The sequence below is a fragment of the Synergistaceae bacterium genome, assembly GCA_031267575.1.
Taxonomy (GTDB): Bacteria; Synergistota; Synergistia; order Synergistales; family Aminobacteriaceae; genus JAIRYN01.
This window is the reverse complement of sequence record JAIRYN010000065.1, coordinates 1-14,373: the sequence shown is the minus strand read 5'-3', so window position 1 is coordinate 14,373 and position 14,373 is coordinate 1. Positions and strand designations below refer to the sequence as shown.

Here is a 14,373-nt window from a genome sequence, read left to right as displayed (position 1 = left end):
ACAGCTTGTCTTCTTACAGTAATATGACTTCGACCTGGGCGCCCGGTTCCAAAGGCGGTGAACCTGCCGGAATATCAACCAAGCAATTGCACCCGATCATAGAACGCATTATACTGGAAGAATGACCTCCTTTTGGTAAGACAACTTGGTTTCCCTTTATCCGAGCCCGCAGTAACCGCCGCCCACGACTTGCCTTGGGATAATTGTTTTGCAGGACAGCCTTGGTTCGTTCAAGCAGTATTTCACTGTCGCCGCAGAGCTTATGTAGCGTCGGCCCGGCCAGGATTTCAAAAGTCGCCGCAGCCGCGAACGGGTTTCCGGACAGGCAAAGCAATATCTTATCATCCCTTGCAAACGCCAGGGTCGAGCCGCCAGGCTTCAAGTCTATACCATGGAACAACTGCGCGGCACCAAGCGTTTCACCCACGACCGACATAAAGTCATGCGCGCCAACCGAAACCCCTCCAGTGGTTATGACCATTTCGCATTGACTTAACAACTTTTGCAATGTATGTGCAATATACATGGGGTCATCCTCGGCGTTGTCGCCTAATATGAAAATGCCGCCAAGCTCCGTGACGCGCGACGCAATGTAATATCGGTTACTGTCATAGATTTTCCCAAATGGTAGAGTACTTCCAACAGCAATCAGCTCGTTGCCAGTCGATAATATTCCAACATAGGGGCGAAAAAACACGTCCACTTCAAGAATCCCCTGACTCGCGAGCACTGCGAGCGCCGCCGCGTCAAAACGCTGTCCCTTCTGAACGAGGATTTCCCCTTGCTCGACGTCTTCGCCTGTCAAACAATAGTTATCATGTCTTTTATGCTCCACATAGATGAGGACCATTTCCTCCCCGCCGTCTGTGTCCTCCTGACGAACGACGCAGGTGGCATCTGCTGGAAGAGGTACACCAGTCATAACACGCGCAGCTTCACCAGTGGCAATAGGACCGGTTGGAACATCGCCGGCATAAATATGTTGTGTAACACGTAAGATTGCTGGCGCCTGTCTATGTGCGCCTTGGATGTCCGTATGCCGCACCGCATAGCCATCCAAGGGGGAACGATCAAAGGGCGGTTGGTTCATAAGCGCTATTTGATCGCTGGCAGCAACTCGACCCAACGCATCCCCAAGAGCGATAGTCTCCGTTGACGTTGGTTGCTTAATATGGTCTAACAGCTTATCCAACGCGTCTTCCATCGTAAATTCTAAAGTGTAGTTCATAGGTAATCTGCTACTGAAAACCTACACAAAAGTGTAAGAGATGCTTATTTTTCACCATTCCAAGAATATTCAGATCCTCGATTGTGATATAGACTGGCTTGGTCATCACCAGCGCATAAACTATTTTGTTGGTATAGTCTTTTCTTACACAATCAAGTCTGTAGTAGGTTTTCTGAACTTTGATACGCTGTTTGTCTAGGTTTGCGAATTTCACAGTAGCAGATTTCACCTTCTTTCTATAATTAATTCTTCGAGAAAATTTACGTTGCTCTTGTTTAAGCCTGCGTTTTAATTTCTTAACTCTGGACGCTTTGTTTATATTGCTAAAAACCTGATGGTTAGAAATGCTAGCTGTTTCTTTAATACCTACATCAACACCTATTCCATCGGAATCAGGCTCTCCTGAAGTTAAGACAGGCTCTTCTACACGGCAAGACACAAAGTATCTTCCTGCTCCAACTTTAACCTTATACCCGTTGCATTTAGCCCAATAGGTATATACCCATACTCTTTCAGCTTTACCCAGCCTAGGGTGGGTATCTTGATTCGATGTCGTTGCGCTTCCGTGTCCTTTTCATTGTTACGAGAAATGTAAAAGCCGGTGTCGATATCATGTTTCCTATTAAATTTTGGTAATCCTTTCTTCGTCTTGAAATACCGTTTATAAGCTAAGTCAGCATTGATAATAGTCTGCTTTACAGCTTTTGAGGACACTTCCCGAATCCATGAGTTTTCAGGATGAAATTCGCTATAATCATTGTTCAGCCACTTAGAAAAAGTATAAGCGTTAAGATATTGCTTACCCTCTTTGTAGTTTTGCTGGTTCGTGGCTATAAATAGGTTATACACGAAACGACAAACACCGATAGTCCGGTGTATCTTCTCAATCTGTTCAATCTGTTCAAGTTCAATCTGTTCAATCTCCTCAACCTGCTCAGACACTGGATCTATTTCTGTCTTGTAAGCTAGAATCATGTTCCAGCGTCTCCTTCAAAGATTTTTTGTAGTTTCGTAACCCATATCATCTTGAACTAAAACAATGAACTATCGTCATTAAATCCTGGATTATTTCTTGCTCTAGACTCAATTCCTCGCTGTCCAAAATTTTTAGCTCATAAAAATGATCTTTAATAAAGTGCTCAAACCACTCGAATAGCCCTAATTCGCTGCAATATTGTTCAATAACTGTTTGCGGGTTTCTTAAGTCGGGCTTCTGAGCTTGGCTAGAAACCCGGCAATACGCAACGACTCTGACACAAGAATCTTCCGACTTCAAACACAGAAAATCTTTTTATTGGTTCTCGGTATAAATCCTCCGATTTGTTTTACTTCATGAAGTGGATTTTAATTTATCCTCCCTGTCCCACTTCTGTAGAGTTTTTACTTTGACGCCAAGAAATTCTGCCGCTTGCCTCGAACTATATATCTTATTCATAACATTATATTACATCTTATATCCTAATTAGTAAAGCTAGAAGCGATCTCCTCTTGAAACGACAGAAAAAGAAATACTAATTACAGTATACTTTGTTAGACGATCCTCTAACATACTCAACATTTCTCACGCAATATGATAAAAGATAAAAGTAGAAAGTGTTGTAGAATATTAGCGTTCGGAATATGAGCTTTGCGAAGTTCAATTTTTTCCTTGGCTTTATAGTCAAAGAGATACTATGCGGAACGTATCTACTCGTTATGAGTAAGTATTAATACGTTAAAAGGATCGGTGTTGATAGTATGAAAGTTGATAGTATGAAAATGGAAGAATTTTTCAAAACATGTTCAGAAGGTACGCCACGCGAAATTGAAGAGGCATTGGAGAACAATCCGGATATTGATATTAATGAACTGGAAAACTATGAAAATTGGACTTACGATAGTCACGATGATATCTTTGCTAACATAATCTCTACCACCGGTAAGGTAACCGCTTTAATGGTGGCCGCTGCTAAGAATCCTGAACCAGAGGCTGTGGCAGTTTTGTTGGAAAACGGCGCGGATATCAACCAAAGTAGCTCATACGGAAAAACGGCTTTGATGTTGGCAGCACTCTATAACCCCAACACAGACAACCTATTGCTCTTGTTGAAAAATGGCGCAAACTTGGACAAAAGCGATCATAGTGGAAATTCAGCTCTTATGATGGCAGCGTTTAATAATTCCAACGCAGAAGCCCTTACTATTTTGTTGAAAAACGGCGCAGACATCAACGAAAAGAATATCAGAGGAAACACAGCTTTCATGATGGCTGCGCTACACAACCCTAATCCAGAAGTGCTAGCGTTTTTACTGGAGAATGGCGCAGATATGACAGCACCTGATGAGATACCGATTTGGTGTTTTACCCTTATGAACCCCAATCCGGAGGTTTTCGCGCTTTTGCTGAAAAACGGTTTGGACATAAACGCGGAAGGTCTCAATGGGAAAACGGCTTTGATGCTGGCTACCTCAGAGGAAAAAGCGAACCCGGACGTTATTCCGCTTTTGCTTCAATATGGCGCGGATCCTCACAGAAAAGACAAAGCTGGTAAAAGAGCGATAGATTACGCCAGGGAAAACGACAAAATCAAAAACACCGAGATTTTCAAAGAGCTACTTAAGGCTAGTCGTATTGCTATCAATCGCTAAGGAGTTTTAAAAGATAATATTCCCCTATAAATAGATAGCAATTTCTCCTCATAATTTGTTTTAGTTTGTTTTAGAATGAAAAACGGCCGCCATGGTGTTTGACAGATATGAGTTTTGTGCTATATTTTCTTACGATAAAGTGATTCTCATCCAACGGCTGAAGCCGTTGGATGAGAATCGTAACGCCGCTAACGGTGGCGTTTGTTTTGTATTTGATTTCTTGTCATATGTCTACTTTTATGTTAAACTCCTTTTATGGCTTATCAACGCGAGATGCGGGGTGGAACATGATCGGGATATTAATGCGGTTGTCAATATTTTAAGAGTGGGGGGGCATCCACTCTTAAAGGAGAAGATGTAAGGCCGGTTTCAGTCGACGGTCTTTGTCGATCTTAGAATCCTATAACTTTAGTCGTGGGGGTATGTTAATATATGCGGGCTTGTAGCTCAGTGGATAGAGCGACGGCCTCCTAAGCCGTAGGTCGGCGGTTCGAGTCCGCCCAAGCTCGCCAGCGGTATTACGATAAAGTGATTCTCATTGGCTTCAGCCATTGGATGAGAATTATAATGCTGTTGTTGGCGACGTTTGTTTTGTATTTAGTTTCTTGTCATATGAATAGATACTTATATCTATACTATACGACGGGCCTCGTCAGAGACTCCCGTCAATTTTCCTCCGAAAACCTACGCCAGAACTTGCGGAGTCTTGCCCCGATCTGCTGTTCGTATCCGAGTTCTCCGGGGTAATAATAGCGTCGGGGACGTTCCATGTACTGTTGAGGCAGCCAATGACGCGGGTCGTCGTGGGGATAGAGATAGCCGTTGCCGTCGGGCTTCAGATGATGAGGCACGGATTGCAGCTCTCCCTTTGCGATATCCGCGTCGGCTTTGTCCACTGCTAAGTAGGCGCTGTTGCTTTTGGGAGCGGATGCTAAATAGATTACGGCCTCGGAGAGGATGATTCGTGCCTCGGGCAGACCCGTCATATCCGCGGCATAGGTGGCGGACGCGGCTACCTGGAGTGCTGCGGGGTCCGCCAGACCGATATCCTCGGCCGCGGAAATCAGAACGCGACGGCAAATGAAGCGGATGTCCTCGCCTCCGGCCAGAAGTCGGGCCAGCCAATAAACCGCGGCGTCGGGGTCGGAGCCTCGAATGCTCTTGATCATGGCGGAAATGATGGAATAGTGGTCGTCGCCCTGTCGGTCGAAGCGAATGCTGGCGCCACCCACCGTTCGCTCCACGGTCTCGTCGGTCAACTCCTCGCCACCCACCGCCGCCACAAAGGACGCGGAAGCCTCCAGTCGCATCAGGGCCTGTCGCGCGTCTCCCCCAGAAGAAGACGCCACGTTCAGCAGAACCTGATCCGTAGCCTGAATTTTCAAGCTCCCAAGCCCTCGGCTCTCGTCCGAAAGCGCGCGCCGAAGCAAGGGCAGAAGCTCCGAAGCGAACAAAGGTTTCAGGTCGAAAACCACCATGCGGGAAAGCAGGGTCTTGTTGATCTCGTAACGGGGGTTTTCGGTGGTGGTTCCGATCAAGATTAGATCACCCTTCTCCACGGAGGGTAAAAGAACGTTCTGTTGAGAGCTGTTGAAGTGATAGAGCTCGTCCACGAAAGCCAGAGCCGAAACTCCGCCGCCCATAGTCTTGAGACGCCGCGCCTCTCCTACCAATTCGCGAAGTTCCGCGACCTTTGCCGTGACCGCATTGATCTCCAGAAGGCTGCGCTCGGCGCATTTCGCGATCAGGCGAACCAAGGTGGTTTTTCCGACGCCCGGTGGGCCGTAGAGAACGCAACTGGGCACCCGTCCCGCTTCGATCAAGTTCCTCAGCGGCGCGCTTTTCCCCATCAAGTGAGTCTGTCCGCAATACTCCTCCAGGGTCTGGGGTCTCATCCTCTCGGCCAAAGGGGTGTCGGATATTTTCATGGCGTCATTCCTGAGAAGGGAGCTTCAAAGGCACTGAGGTCTTTCACGAAATCGACGAGCGACACGTAAACGAAATCCGCCAGGCCTTCCCACTCCGCGCTGACGTCCGGGGATCCCGTGGCGGGGTTTTTTACCAATACAGAGGGAATGGAGGCGTTCTTGGCGGCTTGGAGGTCATAGATGAAATCCCCCACCATGACGCAGTCGGACAAGCGCGCCCTCAACCTCTTCGCGGCCAAGGCCAAAGCCCGGGGGTCAGGCTTGACGTAAGGGTCCTCCCGGCAAAGAAAAACGGGGGGAAGAGTGATGCCGCATTTCTCGGCGGCCAGCAAAATAGAGTCCCGGCAGTTCCTGGAGACTACAGCCCAGGGCTTGGTTTGAACAGACTTGCCTGAAACGAGTTTTTTGGGGGTATTGAGCCAAGCGATGAGGTCTTTTGCCCCCTCGACGGGGACCGCCTTTTCCGCACCCTCTATTTCGATTCGGCGAATCTCCGCCAAGACCTCCGCGCGAATCGTTGGAGGAAGCTCAGCAGCGGCCTCCACCAATGGAACAATTTTACCGTCGAAATATTTTTGTCGCAGGGGCTTGAAGTTCAACCAGGTATCGGCCAAAACCCCGTCCCAGTCCAGAATAAAAGCGCCGGCCTCTGCCGGGTGCCGGATAGATGAAACGTTTTTTTGTGGCATGGAAACCCTCCCAATATATCATGGGGGCAAGTTTAACATATTCCCACAACTAAAGTTGTGGGAGTCTAAGATCGACAAAGACAACCGACTGAAACCGGTCTTACATCTTCTCCTTTAAGAGTGGATGTCCCCACTCTGAGAATATTTACAGCCACATTAATATCCCGGTCGTGTTCCGCCCCGCATCTCACGTTGACAAGCCATTAAAGGAGTTTAACATGAAAGTAGACCTATGACAAGAAACCAAATATAAAACAAACGCCGCCGTTGGCGGCGTTGCGATTCTCATCCAACGGCTGCAACCGTTTGAAACCGTTGGCTTTCTCATCGCTTTATCGTAACATTTTAGAGCTGCAAGAGCAAAGCCTCGGGACCTACCGATTGTTGACCTATCGATTGTTATTGATCATTTCTTAATCTACCGAGATTTTTTGAGAACCTCGTCATTGTCCCATTGTGTATTTTTTGCAATGATGAGTTCGGTGTCAGGTTTCCAATCCTCCAACACCAGAGCATGAAACAAGGACTTTCTTTGCGCAATCAGCAGGTTAAAGGGTTTCTCGATCTCACTGGAACTCTGGCGCAGACTCCCTGTGTCGAAGAGCAAGACGCCTTCATCGAACTTGACGCCGCCGTTCCACATAGACCCCGCATTAGCGTGTTTATCAATATTAAGCCATTAAGCCGTTCAGGGGACGCAGTCTATCGTTCAGTTCCGGGCTCATAGGAACGCCGCCGCCGACCATTTTTTTCAGCGCCTCGCGCTCATCCCATATTAAGTCCATCCAGCCGAAGTCGAAAGCGAGAGTGGCCACAGCCACCTAAGCGGCCTCGTCCTTTCGCACGATAAAAGCGCCCTACATCAACTTATAAAACTATCAAAAGGCATACCTTTTGACAGTCACTTTAATACTAACCAACAACAGCAAAATAGCTAAACTTTAGTTAGGTATTATACCATAATTATCCCAAAATTTCGAGTTCAAATTTCAATTCTAGGGCTTTATCAAAAGGTATACCTTTTGATAGGCGCGATTGAGTAAGTTCACAGATGATAGAGGTTCTTGCTTTTGTAAAGTCGATGCTGCTTTTGTGAGCGGCATAGGTTCTTATCGTAGCGTGAATAGCAACATTGGCGTTTTCCATAATAGGGTGCCTCAAAGAATAGGGTGTCTCAAAGACAGGAGGTTAATATATTAATGAGAATTTATCATAATATACCGGCACTTTATGCTTAAAACTCTCTCAACAAAACGAATGATAGTCTGTTAAAATCGATTAAGACTCTATAAATGGTCTTGCTCACCGACTCCGCAATATTTGACAGCAGCGAGTTTGCGCTTGAAACCGGCTTTGTGCCGACAAATGGATTTGAGTATTGGATTTGAGTATTGGATTTGAAAAAACGCTTAAGAACATAGCAAAAGGACTGAACGGCGTATGAATGTGTTGCATATAACCCCGCATATGGGCGGCGGCGTGGGTAAGGCGATTTCGGGAATTGCGCGTCTTGGGCAGCAGGCGGGCGATAATCACAGCGTATTATTGCTTGACGAGCCGCGCAGGTTCAATCATATCGAGCGGTGCAAGGCGGCGGGTGTTTCTGTACTTGGCCACACTGACTCAGACTCTGCGATTGATAAAGCAGACGCGGTTATCGTCAGTTATTTTGACGGTTACGCTGTCGGCAGGGTCAATGATTTAATTCGCGGATTCCCGCAAGACCGCAGACTGCTCCTGTGGTATCACAACAACGGCGTTGTCGGGCCCAAAATGCCGGACGATATTCGCGACCGCGCGGATCATATTATGGTGACCACGCCCGCGACGTTGGAGCTGCCGGAATTTCGTAGCAAGTCAACGCTTGTCTGTGGCTTCGGCGACTTTGATCCAACAGAGATTGAACCGAAGACAGATTATTCCCTGCACAGCGGCGGATTTGTAATCGGATATGTAGGATCCCCGACCTACAAGAAGTTGCCGTACGATTTTCTTGATTATGTCGATGCGGCCGTCAAGTTAATCCCAGACGCGCGGTTCGTTATGGTCGGGGAGTCCGACAGGAAGATTGTTCACCCGAACGTAACGTTTAAAGGTTGGGTAGATGATGTGTATCGCGCTATGCTGGAATTTGACGTTTTTGGGTATTTGTTGCAGTCGGATTCGACTGCAACGACAGAAAATGCCGTTCTTGAAGCTATGGCTGTCGGATTGCCGATAGTGCTATCAAGAGAACCCGCCGGGAAATGGCTCGTTGAACACGAAGTGAACGGTATGCTTATCAAAAGCGCGAGTGAATACGCGAAAGCGCTTTTTTCGTTGCGCCAAAGCGAGCAATCAAGGGCCCGTTATGGAAACAACGCGCGCAAACGTTCTCTCGACTTTGACAAAGTCGCTAATTTCTGCTCTTATCAATCCGCGTTATCGGCGGGATCGCGTATTAAAGCGTTTGTCGCGCCGTTTGTCGATACAAAACGTCACAATTTACGCGAAGTAATTCCGTTGTCCGCACCGTATTATATTGGCATCGAACCCACACGTCAGTGTAATTTCAAATGTTTCTTTTGCCAGCATTCTACAAGAGGCGAAATCTCGGACAAATTTCAGGCAAAATCACAGCAAATAAAACATTTGAATTGGTCATTGTTTGAGAAAATTGTTGACGATATTTTCAATTTTCCGGAAATCCCAAAACGAATCTCTCTTATGGGAATGGGTGAACCTACACTTAATCCGGAACTGCCCGCAATGATTCGTTATATCAGAAATCGTGGATTCAACGGACGGCTTACAAGCTATACAAATGGATCAACTTTAACGGAAAAATTCTGCGGCGAACTTTCGACAAGCGGACTGAGTACTCTGCAAATTTCGGTTTACGGGCTCAGTTCGTCAGATTATGAGAGGCTTGCCGGTGTCGCTTTCGCTTTCGATTCTTTTGTTGCGAAAGTCAAATATTTATATAAAAACAAAGGAACTCTTCAAGTTCGTATAAAAACAACCGACGATGTTGCGTATGACGAGTCCACCCGAAAATTCTTTTTCAGCACTTTTGGCGATATATGCGACCAAATCGTAATCGAGCATATTATCAACATTCCCGTGCAAATGGGCGAGCCGCTGACTCACATAGACCGCACAATCACGCAATTTGGAATACCGGTAAAAGAATACAGACAGATATGTCCGTGGATGTTGTATCAGACACACGTCAATGTGGACGGCGATGTATTTTGCTGCGATATACTCGCGAAACCGCGAGAACAGGCGATAGGTAATATAGCAACTGAATCGCTTTCAGAAATATGGACGGGGCTAAAGCGGACACGGTTGCTATATCAAAGTCTCGAACACGGACATCATTCAATAGAGCAGTGTCGCGAGTGCGATGATATTTATTCGATTGAGCAACCCGAGGAATATTTGGACGATTGCCGTACGGAACTTCTGGTACGGTTAAAAGAGAAAAGATATTTAGAAGAGAGAAGATAAATGGCCGATAATTTACCGAACTATGACATAAAGCGAACTGACTTACGGGTTGCCGCGCCGCTGCCCGCTCCATTCACGATACAAATTGAACCTACGCGTTATTGCAATCTTCGGTGTCGTTTTTGTATGCATTCAACCCGCGGCACAGAGCAAGATCTTATTAAAAGCAGCGGTTTCAGGCTGCAACATATGGATTCAGCGTTGTACGAGAATCTTATTACGCAAATCTTGGATCTGCCGCAACCGCCCAAAATGATTAACTTTTGCGGTATCGGTGAGCCGCTCTGCAACCCTCAGTTTTCCGAAATAGTCAAGTTGTTACGCAAACGCGGATATGATGGCAGAATAATAACTTATACGAATGGCGTACTGCTTAACCGCGAGTGGGTCGACAAACTTACGGACTGCGGAATGACGCAAATTCGTATTTCGGTAAACGGCTTGTCATCCAAACAAATGAAACAGGTCACAGGAGTTAACGTATCTATGGAAAAATACCTCGACAACATTCGACTGTTATATGAGAACAAGAGCGGTGTGCAAATTTACGTCAAGACTGTCGACAATATTCTCGAAAATGCCGGCGACAGGGAACGCTTTTTCGCTATGTTCGGAGACATATGCGACAATATGTTCGTCGAAAATCTTGTCTCGACACAACAACAAATGGGCGATTACAACGGTTTTATAGATTTTCACACCTCGCTGTTCGGAGAGAGGATTCAGCGCAGAAAAGTTTGTGCGTGTATGTTCTATCAGTTGCACATCGACTGTGAGGGCGATGTTTTTTCGTGTATTGCACTCGGCAAACCGCGTACGGATTCAATCGGAAACATACGCGACTCTTCGCTCAAAGACATATGGTTCGGAGAAAAACGACTGAACCTCTTACGTCAAAACTTGACGAAAGGGTCGGAAAGCATATCGTTATGCGAGGGTTGCGGAGCAAAATACGATATCAATACGCCGGAGGAGATTCTTGACGAGAATGCTGATGAAATTTTGAAGCGCTTGTCTCTTTCCAAATCTCTTCCCAAATCCCTTCCCATGTCTCTTTCCAAAGAAGTTACGTTATGAGTATACCGGCCCGTACATTGCTAATTGACCAACTGCCGCTTGCCTCCCCGATGTCTGTGCATATTTTTCCGTCGTACTGTTGCAACTTTCGCTGTAACTACTGCGTGCATAGTCTCTCGGCGGAGCAGCTTCGTGAGATGGATTTCGTCAAACAGAATATGTCGTTCGAGACGTATGAACGCGCCGTAAGCGAATTCACCAAGCAGCCAACGCCCCTAAAAGCGCTCATCTTCGCGGGTCACGGAGAGCCGCTGACGCATCCGAGAATTGCTGATATGGTCAAACTCGCGAAACAGCACAATATCGCGGAGCGCGTTGAAATTGTGACTAACGGCAGTCTGCTGACACGCGAGATGTCGGACGCGCTAATTGAAGCGGGTCTTGACCGTATGCGGATTTCACTGCAAGGATGCGACGCGGACGCCTATAAGCGTGTGTGTGGAGTTGATGTTGACTTTAATGAATTTGTCGGCAATAACGAATATTTTTACCAACAAAAGCGCGAGACTGACTTATATGTTAAGATTATAGACATCGCTCTCGATGAGCAAAACGACGCAGAAAAATTTCACAAAATCTTTGACGGCATAAGCGATACGGCGGTTGTAGAACATTTGTACCCGTTCATACGACTGATTGACCACGGCACGCTCGGCGGGGACTTGACGCTCGGTAAAGACACGGAACAAAAAGCGATGAGCGTCAACATTTGCGCCATGCCGTTCTATATGGCGGTGATTATGCCTGGCGGCGATGTCGGCGGTTGCTGTGCGGTCGAAGCTCCCGTGATTTTCGGCAATATCCTGCGCGAGAGTTTCAGCGAGATTTGGAACGGCGACACGCGCCGCGAATTCCTGCGGCTGCAAATTGGCGGCAGGCGCCGAAACAAGTGCTGCGCCGTCTGCAACTCGCCGGATTACGGTACGCACGACGCCGACTATTTGGATAAAGACAGCGACAAACTCATCAATTTATTCGGAGGAAAAACACTTTATTCGGAGGAAAAACATTGTGACAAACACACTGACTGACCCTGAGAAAGCGGTTTACGACTGGCTTTGTGACGACGAATCCCGCGAATGGATCAATACTTTGACGAAAAGATAATTACCCCACGACTGGCAAGTGATGAAGTGTTCATAGACGGTGGGTGCCTCGATTTTGAAATCAGTGAAATATTGCTTAAAAAAGCGCCGTCTGTCAAAAAGATTTACGCTTTTGAGCCGGAAAGAAGCGCGATTGACTGCATAAAGCGGAATGCCCTGAAATGCGGATGCGACTGCGTTGACATACAAGAAGCGGCGGTTTGGTCATCGAACGCAACGCTTAAATTTATCACAAGTGAGGTCAACAAGTCACGCTCGCGTCTCGGAGACGAAGGCACTGTTGAAATCAAAGCACGGTCTATTGACAGCGTTGTCGCGCCCGAAGATAAAGTCACGTTCATCAAATTCGACATAGAGGGCGCGGAGCTGGAAGGTCTGAAAGGCGCGACGGAAACGATCAAGCGCGACAAGCCGAAGTTGGCCATTTGCATTTACCATAAGCCGAACGATTACTACGAGATTGGCGAGTATATAAAATCACTTGTACCTGAGTATAAAGCGTATATACGTCACTACTATTGTATGGCTGCTGAAACGGTACTTTACTGTGTAATATAAAGGAGCAAAGAAAAATGCCGTCACACATCAAACCCATTGCGGGCGCGTTCGACAGAGTGCCGCTTGCGGAAACCGTACCGCTGAAATCTCCGTTGTCGCTGTATGTTTTTCCGAGCAACGCATGTAATTTCCGTTGCACTTACTGCGCCCACAGCATGAAAAAGGACGAGCTTCGCGAGGTGTACGGCATAGAGAACGATTTTATGAGCCTTGACACTATGCGTAAAATCGTGGAGCAAAGCAAGGCGTTTGACCCGTACAAGGTAATGTTATTCGTGTCGCAGGGCGAACCGCTGCTTAACATGCAGCTTCCTCAGATGATCAAACTCGCGTCGGATAACGACCTTGCTGGACGCTACGAGATAATCAGCAATGGCAGTTTGCTCACGAAGGGATATTCAGACGCGCTGATAGACTCGGGACTGACAAATCTACGCGTATCTTTGCAGGGACTTGACCCACAAAATTACCGAGACACGTGCGGCGTTGCGGTCGATGTAGAAAAACTGCGCGGGGAACTGGAATATTTCTATCGGCACAAGCGCGGCGGTATGGGGCTGTTCGTCAAGGTTATGGACGTTGCGCTACCCGACGGTGGCGAGGAACGGTTTTATAAAATATTCGGCGATATATGCGACCGAATGTACGTCGAACACGTTCAGCCCGTATACCACGCCGTTGACGTTCCGCGATCCGCCGCGCTCAGCGACCGTTACGGTAACAAACACGCGCCGCGTTTTGTCTGTCCGTTTCCGTTCTACCAACTGTGCGTGTGGCCCAGCGGCGACGTTCACCCGTGTGACGCAATCTACCGTCCCGTGACACTCGGTAACGTTCACACATCAACGCTCGAACAAATGTGGAACGGGGGAATATTGCGCGAATTTCGACTGAATCAACTTCGCGGCGGATACAAAACGCTTCCGAAATGTGAGAACTGCTGCGCCCCGGACGATTGTTCGAACGCGATGGACGTTTTGGATGGCAAGCGGGAATTTTTGATTTCAAAAATAGAGGCATCATTATGACTGAAAATATGCCAGAGCATGTTACACAGGAGTTCCTTGACATAATCAAGCTGCCCAACCCTGGTGGCAAGCGGCTGAACTATGTGATTGTTGTGCCTTGCTATATTGAAAACTATTCGGTATTGAGTCTCATCCTCGGTACTGAGCCTCATCCGAGGATAGCCGGCAATTTCAAAGTGCGCAAAACAAGAAAATCAAAAGCAGGAAACCGCACGCGTGACTCCCTGTTTTTTTGGTTTCTTCCGCGTCTACTCAAGGCCAAAACGTTCTGAACTTCTGAACGCTGGAACGCGGATAGCTCGCTTCACCCATAACGTATGTTATACTTAATTATAGTATATTTTACCTGCCAACGAGGGAGGCAAAAGAGAAAGAGATGGAAAACACGGCAGAAACGGGATCGCAAGGATGGGAAGCCATTGCTCAAAGAGTGTGGCTTGGCCTAGATAGGCTTGAACGACTGCAAGAGGAAACCAACCGGCAGATGCAGGAAACCGACCGGCAAATGAAAGAAACTGCCCTACAGATGAAAGAAACGGACCTGAAGATCGAGAAACTTTCAAAGAACATCGGCGGACTGAACAATTCCTTTGGCGCACTGATTGAAAACCTGATTTCCGCTCGCTTGTGGGAAAAGTT

16 protein-coding genes and 1 tRNA gene are annotated in these 14,373 nt (G+C 47.2%); 9 read left to right on the top strand and 8 right to left on the bottom strand.

The window, feature by feature from the left end; translation table 11 throughout:
• Window positions 1-13: 13 nt before the first annotated feature.
• The 3 genes from LBJ36_10865 to LBJ36_10855 are packed head-to-tail and all read right to left on the bottom strand — an operon-like array spanning window position 14 to window position 2,203.
• Window positions 14-1,228, bottom strand: a complete 1,215-nt coding sequence (locus LBJ36_10865) for a molybdopterin molybdotransferase MoeA (GenBank protein MDR1379536.1) — start codon at window positions 1,226-1,228, stop codon at window positions 14-16.
• Window positions 1,229-1,238: 10 nt separating this feature from the next.
• Entirely contained in the window at window positions 1,239-1,667 is a 429-nt protein-coding gene (locus LBJ36_10860; GenBank protein MDR1379535.1) for a transposase, read from the bottom strand.
• Window positions 1,652-2,203: a helix-turn-helix domain-containing protein gene (locus tag LBJ36_10855; GenBank protein ID MDR1379534.1), complete on the bottom strand. Its 552-nt coding sequence runs from the start codon at window positions 2,201-2,203 to the stop codon at window positions 1,652-1,654. Before LBJ36_10855 ends, LBJ36_10860 begins: the two co-directional genes overlap by 16 nt.
• A gap of 762 nt (window positions 2,204-2,965) precedes the next feature.
• Here LBJ36_10855 and LBJ36_10850 point away from each other — a divergent pair.
• Window positions 2,966-3,856 carry an ankyrin repeat domain-containing protein gene (locus LBJ36_10850; GenBank protein MDR1379533.1) on the top strand — a complete coding sequence of 297 codons (891 nt, stop codon included), beginning with the start codon at window positions 2,966-2,968 and terminating at the stop codon, window positions 3,854-3,856.
• Window positions 3,857-4,292: 436 nt separating this feature from the next.
• Window positions 4,293-4,368 (top strand) — tRNA-Arg (locus tag LBJ36_10845).
• A 153-nt stretch (window positions 4,369-4,521) separates the two neighbouring features.
• Here the strand turns inward: LBJ36_10845 and LBJ36_10840 are convergent.
• The 5 genes from LBJ36_10840 to LBJ36_10820 all read right to left on the bottom strand — a co-directional run bounded on the left by LBJ36_10840 (window position 4,522) and on the right by LBJ36_10820 (window position 7,619).
• Window positions 4,522-5,784, bottom strand: a complete 1,263-nt coding sequence (locus tag LBJ36_10840; GenBank protein ID MDR1379532.1) for a replication-associated recombination protein A — start codon at window positions 5,782-5,784, stop codon at window positions 4,522-4,524.
• Window positions 5,781-6,473 carry an HAD-IA family hydrolase gene (locus tag LBJ36_10835; GenBank protein ID MDR1379531.1) on the bottom strand — a complete coding sequence of 231 codons (693 nt, stop codon included), beginning with the start codon at window positions 6,471-6,473 and terminating at the stop codon, window positions 5,781-5,783. The genes LBJ36_10840 and LBJ36_10835 overlap by 4 nt, the downstream gene beginning before the upstream one ends.
• Window positions 6,474-6,891: 418 nt before the next feature.
• Window positions 6,892-7,116: a hypothetical protein gene (locus LBJ36_10830; GenBank protein ID MDR1379530.1), complete on the bottom strand. Its 225-nt coding sequence runs from the start codon at window positions 7,114-7,116 to the stop codon at window positions 6,892-6,894.
• A 28-nt stretch (window positions 7,117-7,144) separates the two neighbouring features.
• Window positions 7,145-7,294: a hypothetical protein gene (locus LBJ36_10825; protein ID MDR1379529.1), complete on the bottom strand. Its 150-nt coding sequence runs from the start codon at window positions 7,292-7,294 to the stop codon at window positions 7,145-7,147.
• 142 nt (window positions 7,295-7,436) lie between these two features.
• Window positions 7,437-7,619: a hypothetical protein gene (locus LBJ36_10820; protein MDR1379528.1), complete on the bottom strand. Its 183-nt coding sequence runs from the start codon at window positions 7,617-7,619 to the stop codon at window positions 7,437-7,439.
• A 321-nt stretch (window positions 7,620-7,940) separates the two neighbouring features.
• Here LBJ36_10820 and LBJ36_10815 point away from each other — a divergent pair, with 321 nt between their 5' ends.
• The 7 genes from LBJ36_10815 to LBJ36_10785 form a co-directional block, all read left to right on the top strand.
• Window positions 7,941-9,965, top strand: a complete 2,025-nt coding sequence (locus LBJ36_10815) for a glycosyltransferase (GenBank protein MDR1379527.1) — start codon at window positions 7,941-7,943, stop codon at window positions 9,963-9,965.
• Entirely contained in the window at window positions 9,966-11,042 is a 1,077-nt protein-coding gene (locus tag LBJ36_10810; protein MDR1379526.1) for a radical SAM protein, read from the top strand.
• 50 nt (window positions 11,043-11,092) lie between these two features.
• Complete coding sequence (locus LBJ36_10805; protein ID MDR1379525.1) at window positions 11,093-12,073, top strand: radical SAM protein; 981 nt, start codon at window positions 11,093-11,095, stop codon at window positions 12,071-12,073.
• Between the two features lie 48 nt (window positions 12,074-12,121).
• Window positions 12,122-12,706, top strand: a complete 585-nt coding sequence (locus LBJ36_10800; protein MDR1379524.1) for an FkbM family methyltransferase — start codon at window positions 12,122-12,124, stop codon at window positions 12,704-12,706.
• Between the two features lie 14 nt (window positions 12,707-12,720).
• Complete coding sequence (locus LBJ36_10795; protein ID MDR1379523.1) at window positions 12,721-13,734, top strand: radical SAM protein; 1,014 nt, start codon at window positions 12,721-12,723, stop codon at window positions 13,732-13,734.
• A complete protein-coding gene (locus LBJ36_10790) occupies window positions 13,731-14,006 on the top strand; it encodes a hypothetical protein (GenBank protein MDR1379522.1) in 276 nt (91 codons plus the stop codon). Before LBJ36_10795 ends, LBJ36_10790 begins: the two co-directional genes overlap by 4 nt.
• A gap of 104 nt (window positions 14,007-14,110) precedes the next feature.
• The coding region (locus tag LBJ36_10785; protein ID MDR1379521.1) for a hypothetical protein at window positions 14,111-14,373 on the top strand (263 nt) is incomplete at its 3' end.